At 72.3% G+C, this 19,496-nt stretch carries 21 protein-coding genes and 1 riboswitch; of the genes, 4 read left to right on the top strand and 17 right to left on the bottom strand.

Translation table 11 applies throughout. The annotated features are described in order from the left end of the window. Positions 1-14: 14 nt before the first annotated feature. The 15 genes from AC1DIW_RS15650 to def form a co-directional block, all read right to left on the bottom strand. Positions 15-575 (bottom strand): flavin reductase family protein, encoded by a 561-nt coding sequence (locus tag AC1DIW_RS15650; protein WP_478109306.1) that lies wholly within the window; start codon positions 573-575, stop codon positions 15-17. Continuing rightward, positions 572-1,084: a PH domain-containing protein gene (locus AC1DIW_RS15645; protein WP_442278012.1), complete on the bottom strand. Its 513-nt coding sequence runs from the start codon at positions 1,082-1,084 to the stop codon at positions 572-574. The genes AC1DIW_RS15650 and AC1DIW_RS15645 overlap by 4 nt, the downstream gene beginning before the upstream one ends. A 23-nt stretch (positions 1,085-1,107) precedes the next feature. Further along, positions 1,108-1,953: an ATP phosphoribosyltransferase gene (hisG, locus tag AC1DIW_RS15640; protein ID WP_442278011.1), complete on the bottom strand. Its 846-nt coding sequence runs from the start codon at positions 1,951-1,953 to the stop codon at positions 1,108-1,110. A 14-nt stretch (positions 1,954-1,967) separates the two neighbouring features. After that, the gene (locus tag AC1DIW_RS15635; protein ID WP_028785574.1) at positions 1,968-2,231 is read right to left on the bottom strand and encodes a phosphoribosyl-ATP diphosphatase; all 264 of its coding nucleotides are present in this window, start codon (positions 2,229-2,231) and stop codon (positions 1,968-1,970) included. A 44-nt stretch (positions 2,232-2,275) separates the two neighbouring features. Continuing rightward, the gene (gene ribH, locus AC1DIW_RS15630; protein WP_442278010.1) at positions 2,276-2,746 is read right to left on the bottom strand and encodes a 6,7-dimethyl-8-ribityllumazine synthase; all 471 of its coding nucleotides are present in this window, start codon (positions 2,744-2,746) and stop codon (positions 2,276-2,278) included. Then, a complete protein-coding gene (ribB, locus tag AC1DIW_RS15625; protein WP_478109303.1) occupies positions 2,743-3,987 on the bottom strand; it encodes a 3,4-dihydroxy-2-butanone-4-phosphate synthase in 1,245 nt (414 codons plus the stop codon). The genes ribH and ribB overlap by 4 nt, the downstream gene beginning before the upstream one ends. Continuing rightward, entirely contained in the window at positions 3,984-4,589 is a 606-nt protein-coding gene (locus AC1DIW_RS15620) for a riboflavin synthase (RefSeq protein WP_478109301.1), read from the bottom strand. Before AC1DIW_RS15620 ends, ribB begins: the two co-directional genes overlap by 4 nt. Positions 4,590-4,614: 25 nt before the next feature. After that, positions 4,615-5,676 carry a bifunctional diaminohydroxyphosphoribosylaminopyrimidine deaminase/5-amino-6-(5-phosphoribosylamino)uracil reductase RibD gene (gene ribD / locus AC1DIW_RS15615; protein WP_478109299.1) on the bottom strand — a complete coding sequence of 354 codons (1,062 nt, stop codon included), beginning with the start codon at positions 5,674-5,676 and terminating at the stop codon, positions 4,615-4,617. 3 nt (positions 5,677-5,679) lie between these two features. Then, positions 5,680-6,438, bottom strand: a complete 759-nt coding sequence (pnuC, locus tag AC1DIW_RS15610) for a nicotinamide riboside transporter PnuC (RefSeq protein WP_478109298.1) — start codon at positions 6,436-6,438, stop codon at positions 5,680-5,682. A gap of 118 nt (positions 6,439-6,556) precedes the next feature. Beyond that, positions 6,557-6,685, bottom strand: a riboswitch (FMN riboswitch). 119 nt (positions 6,686-6,804) lie between these two features. Continuing rightward, positions 6,805-7,680 carry an N-acetyltransferase family protein gene (locus tag AC1DIW_RS15605; RefSeq protein ID WP_478109297.1) on the bottom strand — a complete coding sequence of 292 codons (876 nt, stop codon included), beginning with the start codon at positions 7,678-7,680 and terminating at the stop codon, positions 6,805-6,807. A 71-nt stretch (positions 7,681-7,751) separates the two neighbouring features. After that, complete coding sequence (gene rpe, locus AC1DIW_RS15600) at positions 7,752-8,408, bottom strand: ribulose-phosphate 3-epimerase (RefSeq protein ID WP_442278004.1); 657 nt, start codon at positions 8,406-8,408, stop codon at positions 7,752-7,754. A gap of 29 nt (positions 8,409-8,437) precedes the next feature. Next, entirely contained in the window at positions 8,438-9,220 is a 783-nt protein-coding gene (locus AC1DIW_RS15595; RefSeq protein WP_478109295.1) for a class I SAM-dependent DNA methyltransferase, read from the bottom strand. A 58-nt stretch (positions 9,221-9,278) separates the two neighbouring features. Next, the gene (locus AC1DIW_RS15590; protein ID WP_478109294.1) at positions 9,279-10,835 is read right to left on the bottom strand and encodes an RsmB/NOP family class I SAM-dependent RNA methyltransferase; all 1,557 of its coding nucleotides are present in this window, start codon (positions 10,833-10,835) and stop codon (positions 9,279-9,281) included. After that, positions 10,828-11,778: a methionyl-tRNA formyltransferase gene (gene fmt, locus AC1DIW_RS15585; protein ID WP_478109292.1), complete on the bottom strand. Its 951-nt coding sequence runs from the start codon at positions 11,776-11,778 to the stop codon at positions 10,828-10,830. The genes AC1DIW_RS15590 and fmt overlap by 8 nt, the downstream gene beginning before the upstream one ends. A 1-nt stretch (position 11,779) precedes the next feature. Next, the gene (def, locus tag AC1DIW_RS15580; RefSeq protein WP_442278000.1) at positions 11,780-12,325 is read right to left on the bottom strand and encodes a peptide deformylase; all 546 of its coding nucleotides are present in this window, start codon (positions 12,323-12,325) and stop codon (positions 11,780-11,782) included. A 173-nt stretch (positions 12,326-12,498) separates the two neighbouring features. Between def and AC1DIW_RS15575 the strand changes: the two genes are divergently transcribed. Beyond that, complete coding sequence (locus AC1DIW_RS15575) at positions 12,499-13,386, top strand: hypothetical protein (RefSeq protein ID WP_478109290.1); 888 nt, start codon at positions 12,499-12,501, stop codon at positions 13,384-13,386. Here AC1DIW_RS15575 and AC1DIW_RS15570 read toward each other — a convergent pair. Together AC1DIW_RS15570 and AC1DIW_RS15565 are read right to left on the bottom strand one after the other, a co-directional pair. After that, a complete protein-coding gene (locus AC1DIW_RS15570; protein WP_478109288.1) occupies positions 13,376-14,677 on the bottom strand; it encodes an MFS transporter in 1,302 nt (433 codons plus the stop codon). The genes AC1DIW_RS15575 and AC1DIW_RS15570 overlap by 11 nt on opposite strands. Continuing rightward, on the bottom strand, positions 14,674-15,213 hold the full coding sequence (locus AC1DIW_RS15565; RefSeq protein ID WP_478109286.1) for an ArsR/SmtB family transcription factor: 540 nt from the start codon (positions 15,211-15,213) through the stop codon (positions 14,674-14,676). The genes AC1DIW_RS15570 and AC1DIW_RS15565 overlap by 4 nt, the downstream gene beginning before the upstream one ends. Before the next feature lie 117 nt (positions 15,214-15,330). Between AC1DIW_RS15565 and AC1DIW_RS15560 the strand changes: the two genes are divergently transcribed. From AC1DIW_RS15560 to AC1DIW_RS15550, 3 genes are read left to right on the top strand one after another with little or no spacing between them, the layout of a single operon-like run. Then, entirely contained in the window at positions 15,331-16,371 is a 1,041-nt protein-coding gene (locus AC1DIW_RS15560; RefSeq protein ID WP_478109284.1) for a methylenetetrahydrofolate reductase, read from the top strand. Next, positions 16,368-17,162, top strand: coding sequence for a class I SAM-dependent methyltransferase (locus tag AC1DIW_RS15555; protein ID WP_478109282.1), 795 nt, complete (start codon positions 16,368-16,370; stop codon positions 17,160-17,162). The genes AC1DIW_RS15560 and AC1DIW_RS15555 overlap by 4 nt, the downstream gene beginning before the upstream one ends. Positions 17,163-17,202: 40 nt before the next feature. Beyond that, entirely contained in the window at positions 17,203-19,446 is a 2,244-nt protein-coding gene (locus tag AC1DIW_RS15550; protein WP_478109280.1) for an FUSC family protein, read from the top strand. The last annotated feature ends 50 nt before the right edge of the window (positions 19,447-19,496 follow it).

The raw sequence follows: 19,496 nt of genomic DNA, 5'->3' as shown, positions 1-19,496 counted from the left end.
CCTCGCGTCGGCGCTCAGCCCCAGTAGTCGTCCATCGCCCGGGCTGCGTCCTCGACGTCCTGGGCGGTCTCCCCGGGCGCCGACGCGGTGCGTCGCTCCGTGACCGTCAGGCGCCCGCGGTAGAAGAGCATCGGCCGACCGGACTCGCCGTCCTCGAGGTCGAGCACCCGACCGATGACGACGTCGTGGTCGCCCGCGACGTGGACCTGCTCGACCGAGCAGTGCACCCGCATCAGCACGCCCGGCAGACTCGGGCCACCGTGCACCGACGGCGCCCAGTCCAACCCGTCGAACCGTGCACCGTCGGCCGAGCCGAAGCGTGCGATGAGGTCGTGCTGGTCGTGCCCGAGAACGTTGACGGTGAACCGACCGTGGTCACGCATCCGCGGCCAGGACCGCCCGCGATGGTCGGCACAGAACAGCACCAGCGGCGGGTGCAGCGACACGGACGCGAAGGACTGGCAGGCGAACCCCACCGGAGCGGCTCCGTCCGCGAAACCGGTCACGATGGTCACCCCGGTGGCGAAGTGGCCCAGCGCGTGCCGCATGCGGTCCGGCGTCGGGGCCCCGGTCATGACGGGCCCAGCGGGCGCTCCGGCTCGCTGGCCTCACCGAACGCCTGGATGAGGGCGGCGAGCCGCGAGGCCTCACGGCCCGCCACGGGTCCGTCGGCCTTCTGGATCGCCATGACCGCGACGGAGTCGCCGTCCTCGAGGTCGAGCGTCACCCACGGCTCTCCGCCACCGAACTGGATGCCGACGACCTCCGGCCACGTGAGGGTGCGGGTCAGCATGAGGTTGCGCACGACGATGCCCGCCCGGCTCGGCACCGCGACGATGGAGGCGTAGCGCCAGGCGATGAGGGCGACGGCGACGCCGAGGCCGAAGAACATCAGGCGGTCGCCGACGCCCCAACGTCCGTCGGCCTGGGCCGGCATGACGACCGCGATGACCCCGAAGACGACGAGCGACAACCACGCCACCACCAGCGCCACGGTGCGACCCCGTCGGGGCCGGAAGGGCGCCAGCGCGTCTGGGCCTGAGTCGGCCCCGGGCGCCTGGTGCGACCCGGACGGCGGCGTCATGCTGTTCCTCCTACCGTCGCGGGTCACAGCCGGCAGGCGGCGATGTCGGTGACGAGGATGGCCCGCGCCCCGAGGTCGTAGAGCTCGTCCATGAGCCGGTTGCGTCCCAGCCTCGGCACCATGGCGCGCACGGCGACCCAACCCTCGTCCTGCATCGGCGAGACGGTCGGCGACTCGAGGCCCGGCGTCAGCTCGCAGGCCTTGTCGACGAGGTCCCTGGGGCAGTCGTAGTCGAGCATGACGTACGTCCGGGCCGTGATGACGCCGGCGATGCGTCGCTGGAGCACCTCGATGGCCTGGGCCTCGCCGGGGCGGTCTCCGCGGATGAGGACGGCCTCCGAGCGCAGGATCGGCTCGCCGAACACCTCGAGGCCTTGCTGGCGCAGCGTCGTGCCGGTCTCCACGACGTCGGCGATGCAGTCGGCCACCCCCAGGGTGATGGCGGTCTCGACGGCGCCGTCGAGCCGCACGACCTCGGCGGACAGACCGCGCGAGCTCAGGTCGGCGCGGACGAGACCGGCGTACGACGTCGCGACGCGCTTGCCCGCGATGTCCTCGACCGTGGCCACCTGACCCGGCTTGCCGGCATACCGGAACGTCGAGGCCCCGAAGCCGAGCGCCATGACCTCGACGGCGTCAGAGCCGGAGTCGAGCAGCAGGTCACGGCCGGTCACCCCGGCGTCGACGGTGCCCGAGCCGACGTAGACGGCGATGTCGCGCGGGCGCAGGTAGAAGAACTCGACGTCGTTCTCGGCGTCGGAGACGACGAGCTCCTTGCTGTCACGACGCGTGCGGTAGCCCGCCTCGCGGAGCAGCTCGACGGTGACGTCGGACAGGGAACCCTTGTTGGGCACGGCGATTCGCAGCATGGGGATGAGAGTCCTCAGAGGTGGGAGTAGACGTCGTCGAGCGAGATGCCCTTGGCGAGCATGAGGACCTGCAGATGGTAGAGGAGCTGGCTGATCTCCTCGGCGGCCTCGTCGTTCGACTGGTACTCGGCGGCCATCCACACCTCGGCGGCCTCCTCGACGATCTTCTTCCCGATCGCGTGCACGCCGGCATCGAGCTGCGCGACGGTGCCCGAACCCTCGGGTCGCGTCTGCGCCTTCTCGGCCAGCTCGGCATACAGCTGCTCAAAGCTCTTCACGGTGCCCCAGCCTACGGGCCGTGAACCCCGGGTCCGGACGGTGCTCACGACGTGGCGACGGAGCGGAGTGCCACGACGGTCGCGACTGCCGCCGTCGCGGCCTCGTGCCCCTTGTCCTCGGCCGAGCCGGGCAGCCCTGCGCGGTCGAGCGCCTGCGCCTCGTCGTCGCACGTCAGCACGCCGAACCCGATGGGCGTCGCCGTGCTCACCGACACGTCGGTGATGCCGACCGTCGCCGCCTGGCAGACGTAGTCGAAGTGCGGGGTGCCGCCGCGGATGACGACGCCGAGCGCGACGAGCGCGTCGTAGCGGTCGGCCAACGTCGCGCACGCGACGGGCAGCTCGAACGTACCGGGCACCCGGACGACGTCGACGGCCGTCACACCGGCGTCGGCGAGGCCGCGCCGGGCCCCGTCCAGCAGTCCGTCCATGACCTGCTGGTGCCAGCTCGCCGCGACGACCGCGACCCGGAGGCCGCTGCCGTCGGTGGTGAGAGTGGGTGCGCCGTCCTTCATGCCGTCTCCTTGCCGCCGTGCCGGTCGTTCGTGACCGGGATGTCATGACCCAGGCGTTCGCGCTTGGTGATGAGGTACTGCTCGTTGTCCTCGCCCATCGGGCCGTGCAGACGCTCGACGGCGACCACGTCGACGCCCAGCCGCCGCAGGGCCGTGACCTTGTTGGGGTTGTTCGTCAGCAGGACGACCTCGGTCGCCCCGAGGTCGTGCAGGATCGCCGCGCCGGCGGCGTACTCCCTCGCGTCGACGGGCAGCCCGAGGGCGGTCTGCGCATCGACGGTGTCGGCCCCGCGGTCCTGCTGGGCGTAGGCGCGCAGCTTGTCGACGAGTCCCACGCCACGGCCCTCGTGACCGCCGAGGTAGACGACGATGCCGCCCTCGCTGCCGACCCGCGCCAGGGCCGCCTGCAGCTGGGGGCCGCAGTCGCAGCGCAGCGACCCGAAGGCGTCGCCGGTCAGGCACTCGGAGTGCAGACGGGTGAGGACCGGCCCCGCGTGGCGCAGTCCCTGCAGCCCCCGGGGGCTGACGAGGGCGACGTGCTCGTCGCCGGTCAGGGTGTCGCGGTAGCCGTGCGCGGTGAACGTGCCGTGGACCGTCGGGATGCGGGTCGTCGCGAGACGCTCCACCCGGTCGAGGCGCTGGCGGTGGTCGACGAGCTGCGCGATCGTGATGACCGGCAGACCGAACTCGCGCCCGAGCCCGACGACTGCGTCGAACCGCATCATCGTGCCGTCGTCGTGGACGAGCTCGCCGATGACGCCGACGGGCGAGAGACCGGCGAGCCTGGTCAGGTCGACCGCTGCCTCGGTGTGGCCGGGGCGCGTCAGCACGCCTCCGGGGCGGCCGCGCAGCGGCAGGACGTGTCCGGGTCGGATGAGGTCGGCGGGCGTCGAGTCGACGTCGGCGAGCACCTGGACGGTGCGGAGCCGGTCGGCCGCGCTGATCCCCGTCCTGACACCCGTGGCCGCATCGACCGACACGGTGTAGGCGGTGCGCAGCGGGTCGCGGTTGTCGGCGACCATGAGCGGCAGCTCGAGACGGTCGGCGACCTCGTCGGGCATCGGCGCACACAGGTAGCCCGAGGAGTGACGGATCGTCCACGCCATCCAGTCCTCGGTGGCGGTCTCGGCGGCGAGGACGAGGTCGCCCTCGTTCTCGCGGTCCTCGTCGTCGAGGACGAGGACGGGCCGACCCGCCTGGAGCGCTTCGAGCGCCGCCTCGATGGTCGAGAGGGTGGTCATGGCGCGACCTCCTGTCGGTGGGTGAGCAGTCGCTCGACGTACTTGGCGATGACGTCGACCTCGAGGTTCACGACGTCGCCGACTCCCTTGTGTCCCAACGTCGTCAGCTCGAGGGTCGTGGGGATCAGCGAGACGCCGAACGAGTCGTCACCGACATGAGCGACCGTGAGCGACACCCCGTCGACGGTGATCGAGCCCTTCTCGACGACGTATGCCGCCAGGCCGGCCGGGAGCGTGAAGTCGACCGTCTCCCAACGGTCCCCGGGCGTGCGCGCCGTGATGGTGGCGGTGCCGTCGACGTGGCCCTGGACGACGTGGCCGCCGAACCTGCCGTCGGCGGGCATCGCGCGCTCGAGATTGACGCGGTCGCCCGGGGCGAGCGCGCCCAGGCTGCTGCGGGCGAGCGTCTCGGCCATGACGTCGACCGTGAAGCCGGTCGCGTCGTGCTCGGTCACGGTGAGGCAGACCCCATTGACGGAGATGGAGGCGCCGTGCGTCGCGTCACTGACGACGAGGGGTCCGTCGATGCGGAGCACGGCCGAGTCGGTGCCGTGCTCGATGGCGGCGACGGTGCCCAGCTCCTCGACGATTCCGGTGAACATGTGTCTCCTCAGGGTCGGCGTGTGCTCACGAGTCCGTGGCGGGGGTGGCTGCGGGGGTTCCGACGGCGGGAGTTCCGACTACGGGGACGGCGTGGATGCGGACGTCTCCCCCGACGACGGCGACGTCCAGGAGGTCGAGCCGGCGGACGTCCGAGACGGACCGGATGCCGAGGTCGGCGACGGCGGCGGGGCCGGCGCCGAGCAGGGCCGGTGCGACGTAGGCATAGACGTCGTCGACGAGACCGGCGGAGATGAAGGCCGCTGCCAGCGTCGGGCCGCCCTCGAGCCACACGTCGCGGACACCCTTGCGCCACAACAGGTCCAGGGCCTCCCGCGGGTTTCGCGTCTCGAGGTGGACGAGCGTGCCGGGCGCGTCACGGACCCGCGCTCCGTCCGGGACGTCGCGCTCCCCCATCACCGCACGGAGGGGCTGCCGCGCGGCGAGCTCCCCACCCGGCATACGCACCGTGAGACGGGGGTCGTCGGCAAGGACGGTGCCGGTGCCGACGAGCACGGCGTCACGGGTGGCCCGCAGCAGGTGGACGTCGGCCCGTGCGGCCTCTCCCGTGATCCACTGGCTGGTGCCGTCGGCGGCGGCGCTGCGACCGTCGAGGGTCGTGGCGAGCTTCCACGTGACGAGAGGGCGGCCGAGCGCCACGGTCCGGGCCCACCGCTCATTGATCGCGGCGGCCTCGTCGGCCAGCACACCCCCCGTGACCTGGACGCCGGCGGCGTGCAGCCGCTCGGCTCCGCCGGAGGCGTCCGGATTGGGGTCCGACTGGGCGAACACGACGCGCGCCACCCCGGACTCGGCCAAGGCGTCCGAACACGGACCGGTGCGCCCCGTGTGCGAGCAGGGTTCGAGCGTGACGAACGCCGTCGCTCCCCTCGCCGCGTCACCCGCCGCGGTCAGGGCCTCGATCTCGGCGTGCGGCGTCCCTGCGCCGTGGTGGAACCCCTCACCGACGACGGTGCCGTCCGGTGCCACGAGCACGCACCCGACGCGCGGGTTGGGGTCCGGCCACGGCCCGGCCGCGGCGAGCTGAAGGGCTCGTCGCATCCAGGCCGCGGCCGCCGTGTTGCCCACGGGTCAGCTCGGCGTGCCGGCCAGCTGGGGCTCGACGTCGCGCTCGTCGACCCGCGACGCCTTGACCCACTGGGTGAAGCCGTAGATGACGAAGAGGCCGTAGAAGGTGTAGAGGACGGCCGTCGGCACGTAGTCGGTCGCGAAGGCGAAGGGCACGCCGATCAGGTCGACAGCGATCCACGCGAGCCAGAACTCGTTCCACCCACGAGCCATGGCATACGTGGCGACGATGGAGCCGACGAAGATCCACGCGTCGCACCAGTAAAACCACCACTGCGGGGTGAAGAACGGGTTCGGCGAGAGGTTCCACAGCCACACGAAGGCCTGGTGGACGACGACGGTGCCGACGAGCCAGAAGACGACGACGCCCACACGTTCGCGGCTCGTGGCCCACCTCGGCGTGATGGCGACGCCGCTCGCGTCCCCGGCGTGGTTGAGCCGGCGTACCTGCGACCAGCGCCACCAGCCATAGATGCTCGTGACGATGAAGAACACCTGGCGGCCCGCCTGGCCGAAGAGCGGGATGCGCTCGTCGGCGCCGAAGACGGCGCCGAGGTAGACGAAGAAGAGCATGATGTTGGCCAGGATCCCGACGGGCCAGGCCCAGACCCACCGGCGCATGCCGAGGTAGGCGGAGGCGAGCCCGATGAGCACGCCGATCAGCTCGAGCCAGTGCAGCTGGTAGGGGCCGATGGGGATGGTGGCGTCGATGGCCTGCTGGAAGACGTTCTTCGTCTGGTCGGCCAGAGCAAGAGCCTGCATGTGGGGTTTCGTCCTTGGTCGTTCGTCGTGGCACGGACGAACTCCGGGGTACCTCCACACGCCCACGCGGTCCGGACCCGGACGGACGATGCCGACGGTCCAGGCCACGACGGCCTGTTTCGTGCTGCCTCCCATCCGGACTTTCACCGTCGGTCCCGGAATTTCACCAGGTCAACCGGCCGCTGGATGCGGTCGGGTCGCGGACTGTAACCGCCGGCTCGGAATTACACCGACCCCGGAGCACGTACAGCCAGTATGCACCCCTGACCGCGCCCCGGGCACACCCCGACCGCGTGACGGGCACCACGAGGGGCCGGCGACCGTCAACGCCCCCGGGCGCGCCCGTTGGTCCGCGGTCTCGCCACGTCAGCCCGGCCGACGGAAGTCGGTGACGGGCGCGAGCCGTCGGAAGCCGGCCGAGGCGTACGTTGCCACGGCGCCGACGTTGCTGCTCGGGGTGCACACGGTCGCGCTGGAGGCGCCCATCTCCCGCAGCGCGGCCGCAGCCGCGAGCGAGATCGCCGCGCCGAACCCGCGACCGCGATGGTCCTGGTGCACGCCGAGTGGTTCGAGCAGGCCGGGCCTTCCCGGGCCCGCCGACCAGACCGTCACGGCGGCGACCGCGGCATGACCGGAGTCGTAGGCGACCAGACACCGCGCCCGCCGGTACGGCGAGGAGGTGGCCATCGTGTGCCAGCGCTCGACGGTGAACGTCGAGTTCGGGAACGCGGCGCGCTGAACCTCGACCCGCTCCCGCGCCGTGGCTGCGTCCGCGACCACGACCCTGAGGCCGCAGTCGTCCACCGCGTCGGTGAGGTCACGCGACAGCGGCGTCCACGACTCGTCCGCGACCCAACCGCTCTCGGTGAGGAGCCGTCGGAAGGCGGTGCCGGACCGAGCCTCGACACTCGCGTCGTCCGCGGCCAGCACGCCACGCTCCGGATCCGACAGGTCGGCGAGCAGCCGCGCCGCGAACGCATCGTCCCGATCGACGATGGGGGCGACCCCCATCCGGACGAGGCCGGCATCCTCCACGAGGCCGACCGCCATGACCTGCCCGTCCCGGCGCCACACCCGGAGGGCTGCGGCGAGGTTCTCCGTCCCCAGTTTCCAGTTCCACCCGAGGTCACCCGGGTGGAGCTGGACCGGCGCCCCTTCGTCCTGCCAGGACGCCAACGCCTCGACGGCCTCGTCCAGTGAGTCGGCGGTCGCGGTCTCCAGCGTGATGGGCACGGGACCCATCCAAGTGCACTCCCGGACGTCGCCGCACCTGGTTTGCCGGGCTGAGCGCGCCCCGGGGGTCGAACGTCCCGTCAGTGCCGGTGCTGGACCGCGAGCGCCCGCAGCTCGTCGACGGCGGCTGCCGCGTCCGCGGGGCCGTAGACCGCAGAGCCCGCCACGAACACGTCGGCACCCGCGTCTGCGCACTGCTCGATCGTGTCGGCGCTGACGCCGCCGTCGACCTGGATCCAGATCTCCCCGCCGTGCCGCCGCACCGCATCACGGACCTGACGCACCTTGGGCATCTGGTCGGCCATGAAGGACTGACCACCGAAGCCCGGCTCGACGGTCATGACGAGCACCATGTCGAGGTCGGGCAGCAGCTCTTCGTAGGGCCCGAACGCGGTCCCGGGCTTGAGGGCCATCGACGAGCGAGCACCGGCGGCACGCAGCGTCCGCGCCAGGGTCCGGGGGTCGCGCGCGGCCTCGACGTGGAAGGTGACCGACTGGCAGCCGGCCTCGGCGTAGGACGGAGCCCAGCGGTCGGGGTCCTCGATCATGAGGTGGGCGTCGATGGGGATCGGGCTCACCTTCAGCAGGGCCTCGATCACCGGCAGACCGAGCGTGAGGTTGGGGACGAAGTGGGCGTCCATGACGTCGACGTGCGCCCAGTCGGCGTTCGCGATGCGCCCCAGCTCGGCCTCCAGGTTGGCGAAGTCGGCGGACAGGATGCTCGGTGAGATCTGCACGCGCACAGCCTAGTTCCGGGCCCTCGCCGTCAGTCGGCGACCTTCGTCCAGACCGACACGTGGGACTCGGAGTCCGCCGTGAAGGGCGTGCGGTCCCAGTCGGCCCAGCGGTCACGCAGCCGCAGGCCCGCGATCCGCGCCATGAGGTCGAGCTCCGAGGGCCACACGTAGCGGTGCGCGGAGGCCGAGTACGTCGCGAGCCCTCGTCCTCCGTTGCCCTCCAGCGACTCGGTCCGCACGTAGTGGTGCGACACGGAGCGCTGGCTCACGACGTCGACGGTGTCGAAGCCGACGTGCCGCTTCCCGACGTGGAAGGGCACCGCGGTCTGCCCCGGGGGCATTCGCCTCAGCTGGGGCACGAAGACCTCGACGACGAAGGATCCGCCCGGCGCGAGCTGGGCGCCGACCGTGCGGAAGCACTCGACCTGCTCGTCCTGGGTCAGCAGGTTGGTGATGGTGTTGTAGACGAGGTACGCGAGCGTGAAGCCGCTGCCCACCCGCGTCGTCGCCATGTCGCCGATCGTCACCGGCAACCGGTCGCCGCCGGGCTTGCGGCGCAGCTCGGCGACCATCGCCTCGGAGAAGTCGACGCCGTGCACCTCGACGCCGCGGGCGGCGAGCGGCAAGGCGACCCGGCCGGTGCCGATGGCAAGCTCGAGGGCCGGCCCGTCGCCGGCGAGCTCCTGCAGCAGGTCGACGGTGGGTCCCAGCACCTGGGGCTCGAACATGTGCGCCGAGCCGACGTCATACGTGGGCGCCACCCGTTCGTCGAAGGGGTTGGGCTCCAGGTCGTCCATCGCGTATGCCGTCACGGCCCCACCCTGCCCATCGAGCAGTCACGCGCGCGAGCGCTTTTCGGACTGCCTCCGGTCACAGCTTGCGCAACAGGGCGAAGAACATCGCGTCGGTGCCGTGGACGTGCGGCCAGAGCTGGACGTACGGCCCCTCGCCGAGGCCCACGAGCTCGTACCCGTTCGCGTCGACGAAGAGCGGTCGAGCATCGACGAGCTCGACGTCGTTGCGACGCTTGAGGATGTCGGTGACCACGAAGCGTGTCTCGTTGAGGTGCGGGCTGCACGTGGCGTAGCCGACGAGCCCGCCGGACGCGGTCGCGTCGATGCCGGACACCAGCAGCTCGCGCTGCAGCCCCGCGAGGGCCGCGACGTCACCGGCCGTGCGGCGCCACCGCGCCTCGGGGCGACGACGCAGCGCCCCAAGACCAGTGCACGGAGCGTCGATGAGCACACGGCTGAAACCGCCCGGCTCGACGTCCCCGAGCTCGCGCCCGTCACCGTGACGGACCTTGAGGCTCGTGTCGGCGTCACGGGCTGCCACTCGCGCCGCAGCCAGGGTCTGCCATACGAGATCGGCACGGTGCTCACTGATCTCGTTGGCCACGAAGGGAATCCGACGCTCGATGGCAAGTGCTGCCAGGAGGCCTGCCTTGCCTCCCGGTCCGGCGCACAGGTCGAGCCAGCGCTCGTGCTGCGCCGCGTCACCCTCGACTGCCGCGGCGGCGAGGGCGAGGACCAGCAGCTGCGAGCCCTCGTCCTGCACGGCGGCGCGGCCGTCGCGGACCGCAGCGATGGAACCGGGGTCACCCTCGGGCAAGGTCGCCCCGACGGGGCTGAGCCCCGAACGCTCGGCACCGGCATCCTCGAGCTCGTCGAGCGAAACGAGCCCGGGCCGCGCGACGAGCGACACCTTCGCCGCGTCGTTGTCGCTCTCGAGGAGGGCGGTCAATGACTCCTCGACGTCGCCAGGCCCCGCGGCCCCGTGTCCGATGAGCGCAGCCCGGAGGGCCTTGGCGATCCAGACCGGATGCGAGGTGCTCAGGGCGAGTCGCTCGACGGGGTCGTTGACACCTGCGGTGACGAGGTCGGTCCACGCGTCCGGATCCCGCTCGCTGATGCGCCGCATGACGGCGTTGACGAAACCGGCCGCCCCGGCCCCGTTGACCTGCCGGGCCAGGGCCACGGTCTCGTCGACCGCCGCGTGGCTGGGCACGCGCATGCCTAGCAGCTGGTGCGCGCCGAGCCTGAGGGTGTCGAGCACGTTGGCATCGATCTTGTCGACGGGGCGACCTGCAGCAGACGCGATGATCGCATCGTAGAGGCCGGAGAGTCGCGTCGCGCCGTAGACCAGCTCAGTGGCGAACCCGGCGTCTCGGCCGCTGATTCGCTTGTCGCGCAACAGTTTCGGCAGCGCGAGGTTGGCGTAGGCGCCGTCGGCGATCTCACGCATCGCGGTGTAGGCCGCGAGTCGCGGCGCATCGGTCCGACGGGCACGTTCGGCCGGTCGCTGCTCCGAACGGTGTCGGGCCGAGCGCTCACGTGCCGGTGGGCGTTGACGCTCTCCCCGTCGCCCGTCGCCGCCGGAGCCGCGGCCGCCTCCGCCGCCTCCGCCGCCTCGTCGCTCGTCACTCATCGCCGACCCGCTCTCCTGCCTCGATGCGCGTGCCACGAGCCCAGTCCGCGGCCGGCATCGGCTTCTTGCCGTGTGGCTGCACCGTGCCCAGACGCACGGCCCCCGTCCCGGTGCCGACGAAGACGGCTTTCTTCGTGACGACGAGGTCCCCGGCGCCCAGTGGCCCGCCGCCCGCCGGGACGTCGCCGGGCGCGGCGACCGTCAGCGGCGACACCTTGAGTCGCTCGCCGCGGAACGTGGACCAGGCACCGGGTGCCGGGGTGCAGCCCCGCACGAGCCGGTCGACCGCCGTCGCCGGCCGGGTCCACACGATGCGGGCGTCCTCCACCTCGATCTTCGGCGCGAGCGAGACTCCCTCGGACGGCTGCGGCACCGCCACGAGGTCGCCCGACTCGAGCCCGTCGAGGGTTGCGACGAGCAGACCGGCGCCGGCCGTCGACAACCGGGCGAGGAGGTCGCCCGCCGTGTCCGTGGGGCGGATCGTCTCGGTCATGACACCCAGGACGGGCCCGGTGTCGAGGCCTCGCTCGATGACGAAGGTCGATGCGCCGGTCACCTCGTCGCCGGCCATGATCGCGTGCTGGACGGGGGCAGCCCCGCGCCAGGCAGGCAGGAGCGAGAAGTGCAGGTTGATCCAGCCGAGTCGCGGGATCGCCAAAGCGTCGGGCGGGAGGAGGTTGCCGTACGCCACGACGGGACACGCAGCGGGCGCGAGCGCCGACAGCGCGCGGAGGAAGTCGGGGTCCTTGGCGCGCGACGGGGTCAGCACCGGCACGCCGAGCTCCTCGGCGCGGCGCCGGACCGGGGAGGCCTCGAGACGCCGGCCGCGGCCCGACGGCGCGTCGGGGCGCGTGACGACGCCGATGAGCTCGTGCTGTGAGGCTGCAACGGCATCAAGGCTGGGCACCGCCGCCTCGGGGGTGCCTGCGAAGACGACTCTCATGTCACATCGCCCGGCCGAAGGTGGAGTGCGGGCTGATCCGCACCTCGGGCGGGTTGTCCGCGAACCACTCGGCCTCGCGGATGGCGCGCATCGCCTCGCGCCGCGCCTCGGGGTCGAGCCGGTCGACGAAGAGGATGCCGTCCAGGTGGTCCGTCTCGTGCTGCACGCAGCGCGCGAGGAGCTCGGTGCCCTCGAGCACGACGGGCTCGCCGTGCATGTCCTGCCCCGTGGCCACGACCGACAGGGCGCGCTTGGTCTCGAACGCCAGGCCCGGGATCGACAGGCACCCCTCAGGGCCGTCCTGCTCGTCGGTCGACAGGTCGAGCACCGGGTTGACGAGGTGGCCGAGCACGCCGTCGACCCAGTAGGTGAAGACGCGCAGTCCGACGCCGATCTGCGGGGCGGCGAGTCCGGCGCCGGGGGCGTCGAGCATGGTGTCCTCGAGGTCCTTGACCAGCACCCGCAGCTGCTTGTCGAAGTCGGTGACCTCGGCGGCTGCGGTGCGCAGGACCGGGTCGCCGAAGAGTCGGATGTCCTTGATCGACACGATGTGAGGTCCTCAGGGGTGGGCGAGCCAGGCACCGCCAATCCTAGGGGGGTGCCGCGCGGCGGCCCGAGCACGAGTCGCCCGAACGCCCTAGAGTCTCTCCAAGCGAGCCGAACAGGATGTTCGTCCCGCCTACCACAGGGGGGCCCCAACCAACCGAGAGCGAGCACCCCATGCGTGACAGCACCGAGCAGCTGATGACGGCCGCGCAGGCAGCGGCCGACCGGTCGCCGCGAGAGCGGAAGCGGCCTGTGGTCCGCGTCCTCATCGCCCTGGTCTCGCTCGCCGCGGTGTTCGTCATCGGCGCCGCACCGAGCGGTCAGGCCGTGTCGCCCACCACCAAGCACTTCATCACGAACCTTCACGGCTCGACGGCGCCGGCGGCGTTGGGGTTCGACGTCTTCGACACCGGGGCATCGACGGTCGCATCCCTGCCCAACGGGGTCTCGGGCGTGGTCTGGCTGGGCCAGAAGTGCCCGACCGTGGCTGACGCGGCCTTCCGCGCGACCGTCGACCAGCTCGCCTCCAGCCCCAAGGTCTTCGGCTACTACCTCTCGGACGAGCCCCACGTCTCGGACTGCCAGGGAGGCGCCGCGGCGCTGCGGAGCCGCGCGGACTACATCCGGTCACGAACCGCCGGGAGCCAGAAGTCCTTCATCGTCCTGTCCCGGACGACGGACTACAGCGCGTTCAGCCCGGCGAACAGCCATGTCGACCTCGTCGGCCTCGACCCCTACCCCTGCTCGAACGCGTCGCCGACCTGCCCGGTGCGCAAGATCACCGACAAGGTCGTGGCCGCCCTGGACGCCGGGATCCCCCTGTCGGCGATCGTGCCGGTCTTCCAGGCCTTCGGCCAGGAGCGGCTGTCGGGGGGCTACTACCGACTCCCCACCGCAGCGCAGATGTCCGCCATGCAGGCCGAGTGGCACCGGCTGGTGCCGTCGCCGGTGATGGACTACGCCTACGGGTGGGGCAACCAGTCGTCGTCCAACCCCACCCTGGTCGACTCGGCCGACCTGCAGAAGGTGTTTGCGACGCACAACGGCGTCGTCACTCGCTGACGCCGGGACGGGACAGCTCGGTGGGCTCCTCGGTGGGCTCCCCGGCGGGCTCCTCAGCGGGCTCCTCGACCGTCCGGCCCAGCTCGCGGACCGACCGTGAGAGCAGCGCGGACAGCGAGATCACGACGTAGACGCCGGCGCTGAGGATCATCAGCGTCTCCGTGTCGACGGCCGTCGCCAGCCACCCGTAGAGGAACGTGCCGACGGGGATGGCGACGAAGGACCCCAACGCGTCGTAGCTCGAGACGCGCGACAGCACGGAGATCGGCACGTGCTCGTGCAGCGCGGTGCTCCACCCGACGCCGAAGACCTCGACTGCCGCACCGGCGAGGAAGAACCCGATGGCGACGGGCACCAGGGCGGGGGCCACCCCGAGCAGCACCATGGGCACGGCGAGCACGCAGATGGCGATCATGCCGGCACGCAAGGGGCGCTTGAGGCGCAGTCGCAGCATGACGAGGGTCATGAGCACCGTGCCGACGGCCTCGGCACTCAGCACCAGACCCCAACCTGCCTCGCCGATGGACTCGGTCGACGCCGCCACGAGCGGCCCGAGCACCCCGATGACCCCGGAGTGGATCGCGTTGGTCAGTCCGAAGACGAGCACGACGACCCACAGCCACTCACGCCGGCGGAACTCGCTCCATCCCTCCCGCAGCTCGCGCACCATCGAGTGGCGCGCTGTGCCCGCCCCGTCCGGGCGACGTGGCAGACCGACGCGGGCGAGACAGACGATGGCGACGGCATACGTCAGCGCGTCGACGGCGAGCGCCCAGCCCGGGCCGACGCTCACGACGAGCACCCCGGCCACGGCTGGCCCGATGATGGAGAGCCCACTGCGGCTGAACGACAGCAGTGCGTTGGCCTGCTGGAGCCGTGACCGGTCGACGACGAGCGGGACGATGCCCATCATCGCCGGCATCGTGAACGCCGACACGGCCCCGTTGACACCCTCGATGACGGTCAGCTGCGTGAGCGTCGCGTTACCGCTGATGATGAGGTATGCCGCGAGCGCCTGGGTGACGCAGGTGAGCACGTGCGAGACCTGGAGCACGACGATGCGTGAGAAGCGGTCTGCGACGACGCCGCCGACGAGCAGGAAGACCACCATCGTCAGGGTGCGGACGCCCAGCACCTGCGCGAGCGCGCCGGCTGAGGAGTCGATGTGCAGCACGGCGAAGGCGAGCGCCACGGGCACCATCACCGACCCCGCGGTCGAGACCGATCGAGCCGCGAAGTACCACGCGAACCTGCGGTCGGCCAGCGCGCCCAGCGAGTCCTGGACCTTCATCGCGCCGACTTCCTCTCGCCGTCGAGCTGGAACGCCGCGACGGACAGGGCGACGCGGACGGTCTCCTCGGTGCGCGGAGGACGGGCGGATCCATGCAGCAGGGAGCTGGCCTCGACGAGGAGCGCGGTGACCCGGTCCCACACCTCCGGCTCGACCCAGAGCTCGGCGTCGGTGAACTGGCTCCGGCTCCCCTGCCGCCGCTCGGCGAACCGGCGCGGGATCATGTCGGCGAGCACGCGCACGGAGGCGAGACGGTCCTCGTCGCGGGTCGACTCGGGACGCACGGTCGGGGCGTCCCACGGGTGCCGGTACTTCTTGGCCCGCCCGCCGCGGACGGACTCCTCCCCCGCGATCTCCAGGAGACCCGCCGACTCGAGCAGGCGCAGGTGGTAGCTGGCGTTGGCCTGCGTGATGTCGAGCTCGCGGGCGACCTCGGCGGCGCTCAGCTCGGCGCCCGTCAGCAGCGACAGCATCTGCAGGCGCAACGGGTGCGCGGTGGCCCGCAGCTCGCTGATGCGCTCATCCTCCAAAGACATGTTTGGGAGTATGCCGTCTCGCGGGCTCAACCGTCAAGCAACCCTTTGGGGGTCGGCGCCGTGGTCGGTCGCGGCCCAGCAGCCGACCCCGCGCCGGAGGGTGACAGGCTGGGCGGCGTGGAGCTCTCCCAGCAGCGCGTGCCCGGCTGTCCGAAGCGGATGGTCTACGGCCCCTGCGGAGGCGTCCGCCAGGACGGGAGCTGCGAGATGGTGGCGGCGGCCCCGTGCGTGTTCGACGCTCTCCGGGCCTTCCCGCAGGACGTGTTCGCCGAGACGGACGCAGCCGCCGCCGACCGGCCGTCGCAGGCACCGGACGGGTGGCGGGTGCCGACGATCCTGACCGACCTGAGCGTGCCCCCGGCCGACGCCGCCACCCTCCGGGCGACCGCCCGGGTGCTGGCCGGGAGCTGCGATGCGCTGCTCGTCGGCGACCACCAGGACCGCATCGACTTCCCGCCCAGCACCCTGGCCCGCCTGATCGCCGACGCCGGCGCCGTGCCCTGGGTGACGCTGGCCTGCCGCGACCGCAACCGGCTCTCGCTCGAGCAGGAGCTCCGGGCCCTCGCGCTCGACCGGCTCGCCACGGTGCTGTGCGTCACCGGGGACGGCCGCGCGTACGACGTGCGGCCGGACGTGACCCAGGCCTTCGACCTGGACGGCACGCGACTGGCTGCACTGACCGCCTCCTTGGGGCTGCCGGTCGCGGTGGCCGAGACCCCGACCGCCCGGCCCGTGGCGTTGCGGCCCGCCAGGCTGGTGCACAAGCAGCGGGCGGGAGCCCGGGTGGGCGCGCTCAACCACGTGCCGACCGGGGCGCAGCTGCTCGAGTTCCTCGCCTCCGCCCGCGCGGCAGGGCTGCGCATGCCGGTCATCGCCTCGGTCGTCGTTTTCACCGACCAGCGTTCGGCCGACGTGCTGGCCGCCCTGCCGGGACTGGAGATCGCGCTGGAGCGCCGGGAGACCGTGCTGACGGCCGCCGACCCGGTCGAAGCCGGCATCGCGGCCGCGGTGGACGAGGCGGCCCTGCTGCTGGGTATGCCAGGCGTGGCGGGGGTGAACCTCTCCGGCCTCGCGTCGTCCGAGGGCGTGCAGGCCGCCGCCGAGATCCAGGCCGAGATCGGACGTCGAATCCGCGCAACGCAAGGAGCCCAGCAGTGAGCACCTCCCCCGACCCGACGCAGTCCACGGACTCCACCGACTCCATGGATGCCGAGTTCGACACCGTGGCGCTGTGGACCGCCGAGGTCGTCGCTGGCCTCGAGCCGGCGCAGCGCATCCCGGCGGGATGCCGCGGGAGCGGCAGCCCGGGCGCCCTGCACTGGCTGCTCGACCACCTGGAGCCCGAGAGCGACCAGGTCTTCCTCGACTGCGGTGCCGGTGTGGGCGGCCCGGCTGCGTTCGCGGCGCGGGAGACGGGCGTCCGCCCGGTGCTGACCGACCCGGAGCCCGGGGCGTGCCGGGCAGCCCGCTCCCTGTTCGGCCTGCCGGCCCTGCAGGCCGGCACCCAGCTGCCGATCGCGACGGGGGCCGTCGAGCTCGGATGGAGCCTCGGGGTGCTCTGCACGGTGGACGACCAGCCGGCATACCTCGCGGAGATCCGACGAGTGCTGCACCCGGGGGCCCGCTTCGGCCTGATCGTGTACTGCGCCTCCCACGCGGGGGACCTGCGGCTGGAGGCACCGGAGGGCAACGACTTCCCCACCGTCGCGGCGCTCGAGAGCATGCTCGACCGCGCATCGTTGCGGGTGCAGGACAGTGGCTGGACCGACCACTTCGCCGCGTTCCCCGCCGACTGGGAGGACGTGATGGCCACGGTCCAGCGGGAGCTCGAGCGCCGACACGGTGACGACCCGCGCTGGCAGACTGCCGAGGAGCAGTCGGGCCGGATGGGCGCCCTGCTGGCCGCTGGCGAGGTGCGCGGCCGGATGCTGGTGCTGGAGCCGACCTGACCACCGGCACCCCCGGTGTCGTCTGGAATGATCCGCTCTTGTGCACCCCACCCCTGCCCCCGGCTGGTCCAGGGTGCTGCCGCAGCTCGGCGCCGGTCGCCTGAGGACGGGGCTGCGCGACTCCCGCGACCGACTCGTCGCCTCTGACCCCGGGCTCGGACGACTTCGCCAGGGACTCCGGGCGGTGCTCGCTGTCGGCACCACGGTGCTCGTCGAGTCCCGGTATGCCGGTGCGCTGGGTGTGCCTGCCACCATGGCCGTCCTCGTCGGGGCGATCGTGGCCATGCTCGTCTCCACCCTCGTCAGCGAGCCCTCACGGACCGCGACGCTCGGCACGATGGCGGGCGTGCCGCTCGCCGCCTCGGTCGGCGTGACCCTGGGCGTCGTCACCTCCACCCGTCACGTGCTCGGCCTCGTGACCTTCGTCGTGGTCTCCTTCGCGGCGGTCTGGGTGCGCCGGTTCGGCGTGCGGTGGTTCACCTACGGGTTCCTGGCGTGGCAGGGCTTCTTCTTCGCGCTCTTCCTGCACCCACCGCTGAGCGCCTTGCCGTTCCTGCTCGGTGCGGTCGTCGTCGCGTCGATGTGGGTGACGCTGCTGCTTCTGACGGTGCTGCGCGGCAACCCGCGTGTACGCCTGCGCCGGACCGTCGAGGCGCTTCGCGCCCGCGCGCGGGCCGGCATCGCGGCCATGCTCGACGTCCTCGAGGACCCGGACGCGGTCGGTCCCCAACGCCGGCTGCGAACGCAGCTGGTGCAGCTCTCGGAGATCGCGCTGCTCATGGACGGGCAGCTCGCCGACCCGCGCGCCGTTCCCGCAGGGCTGCGGCGAGGGCAGGTGCGTCGGTGGGCCGTCGACATCGAGATCGCCATGGACGAGACAGCCGCCGCGGTGGTCGACCTCGCGCGGCACAAGGACGAGCTGCCGCCCGGGCAGCTGGACGACATCCGCCGTCTGCTCCAGGTCCTGGGGTGGGGTGCCGGCGATCGGGCGCGCCACTGGGTCCGCACTCTCGAGCAGCAGCCCGCGCCACAGCTGCCCGGCCTTCGCAGGCTCACCTGGGCGGCGGCGGACCTGCTGCAGCTGGTGGAGCAGTGGGACGCGGGGCGGCTCGACGACCAGGGCGCCGCCCGCTCGGGCAGCGACCCGCTCGACACCGCCGACGCCGCTGATGCCGGCGACGCCGGCCGTGACGACGACGCGGACTTCGAGCCGGTCATCACGCTCTTCGCCGGGAACCTGCCGGGCTCGGCGGCCGTGGCATCCGACATGGTCGAGGAGTCCCGCGGCCAGGGACGGTGGCCCTTCGCGCGTCTCGAGCTGACCACGCGCCAGGCGGTGCAGGCGGCGCTGGCAGCCGCGCTGGCCATCATCGTCGGCGAGGTCATCTCGGCGCAGCGGTACTACTGGGCGGTCATCGCCGCGTTCATCGCCTTCACCGGCGCCTCCAACGCCGGCGAGACGATCCGACGCAGCTTCGCCCGGGTGGCCGGCACCATGGCTGGGCTCGTCGGAGCCATCGGGCTGGCGCACGTGACCACCGGACACCCGACCGTGGCCGTGACCGCCTTGTTCGCGTGCATCTTCCTGGCCTTCTACGTCCAGCGGCTGTCGTACGCCGCCATGATCTTCTTCATCACGCTGCTCCTGGGGCAGATGTACACGTTGCTGAACACGTTCACCGACGCCGTCCTCGTGCTGCGCCTGGAGGAGACCGCCGCCGGGGCAGCCATCGGCGTCGCCGTCTCGATCCTCGTGCTGCCGACCGGGACCCGAGCCACGGCCCGCGCGGCCCGGTCCGGTTTCCTGCTCCAGCTGGCCGACCTGTTGGAGGGCTGCGCAGACCACCTGCGAGAAGACCCGGACCGTGACCTCCTGGCCCTCGCGGTCGCTCTGGACGCGTGGGGGCGGCAGGTCGTCAACACGTACCGCTCCGTCGCCCGCGGAGGGCTGGTCGGGGTCGACCGCGGTCGGCTGCGCCACCGGCTCAGCGTGCTCGGCGCGTGCGGGGGGCACGCGCGCGCTCTCGCCGTCGAGGTGGCCGAGTCCGGGATCACCTCGCCCGAGCTGGCCTCGGGCTGCTGCGAGCTGGCGGCACAGGCGCGCAGCCTTGCCGACCTCGCCGCGCTCCCCGCCCCCGCCGAGTCGGGTGCTGCGGTGGTCGAGGCCCGGGAACGCGTGAGCACGTTGGTCGCCGCCCGCGCGGACGACGATCCGCGGACGAGACCGGCCAGCATCGAGATCGGTCGCGTGGCGGACGCACTCACCCTGCTCGCCGCCCCCTGAGCTCGGACGCCATCCCAGCGATCAGGTCGCCGCGTCGGCACCGGATGCGC

Source organism: Terrabacter sp. 01T434 (genome assembly GCF_056398545.1).
This window is presented reverse-complemented; position numbering and strand designations above follow the sequence as displayed.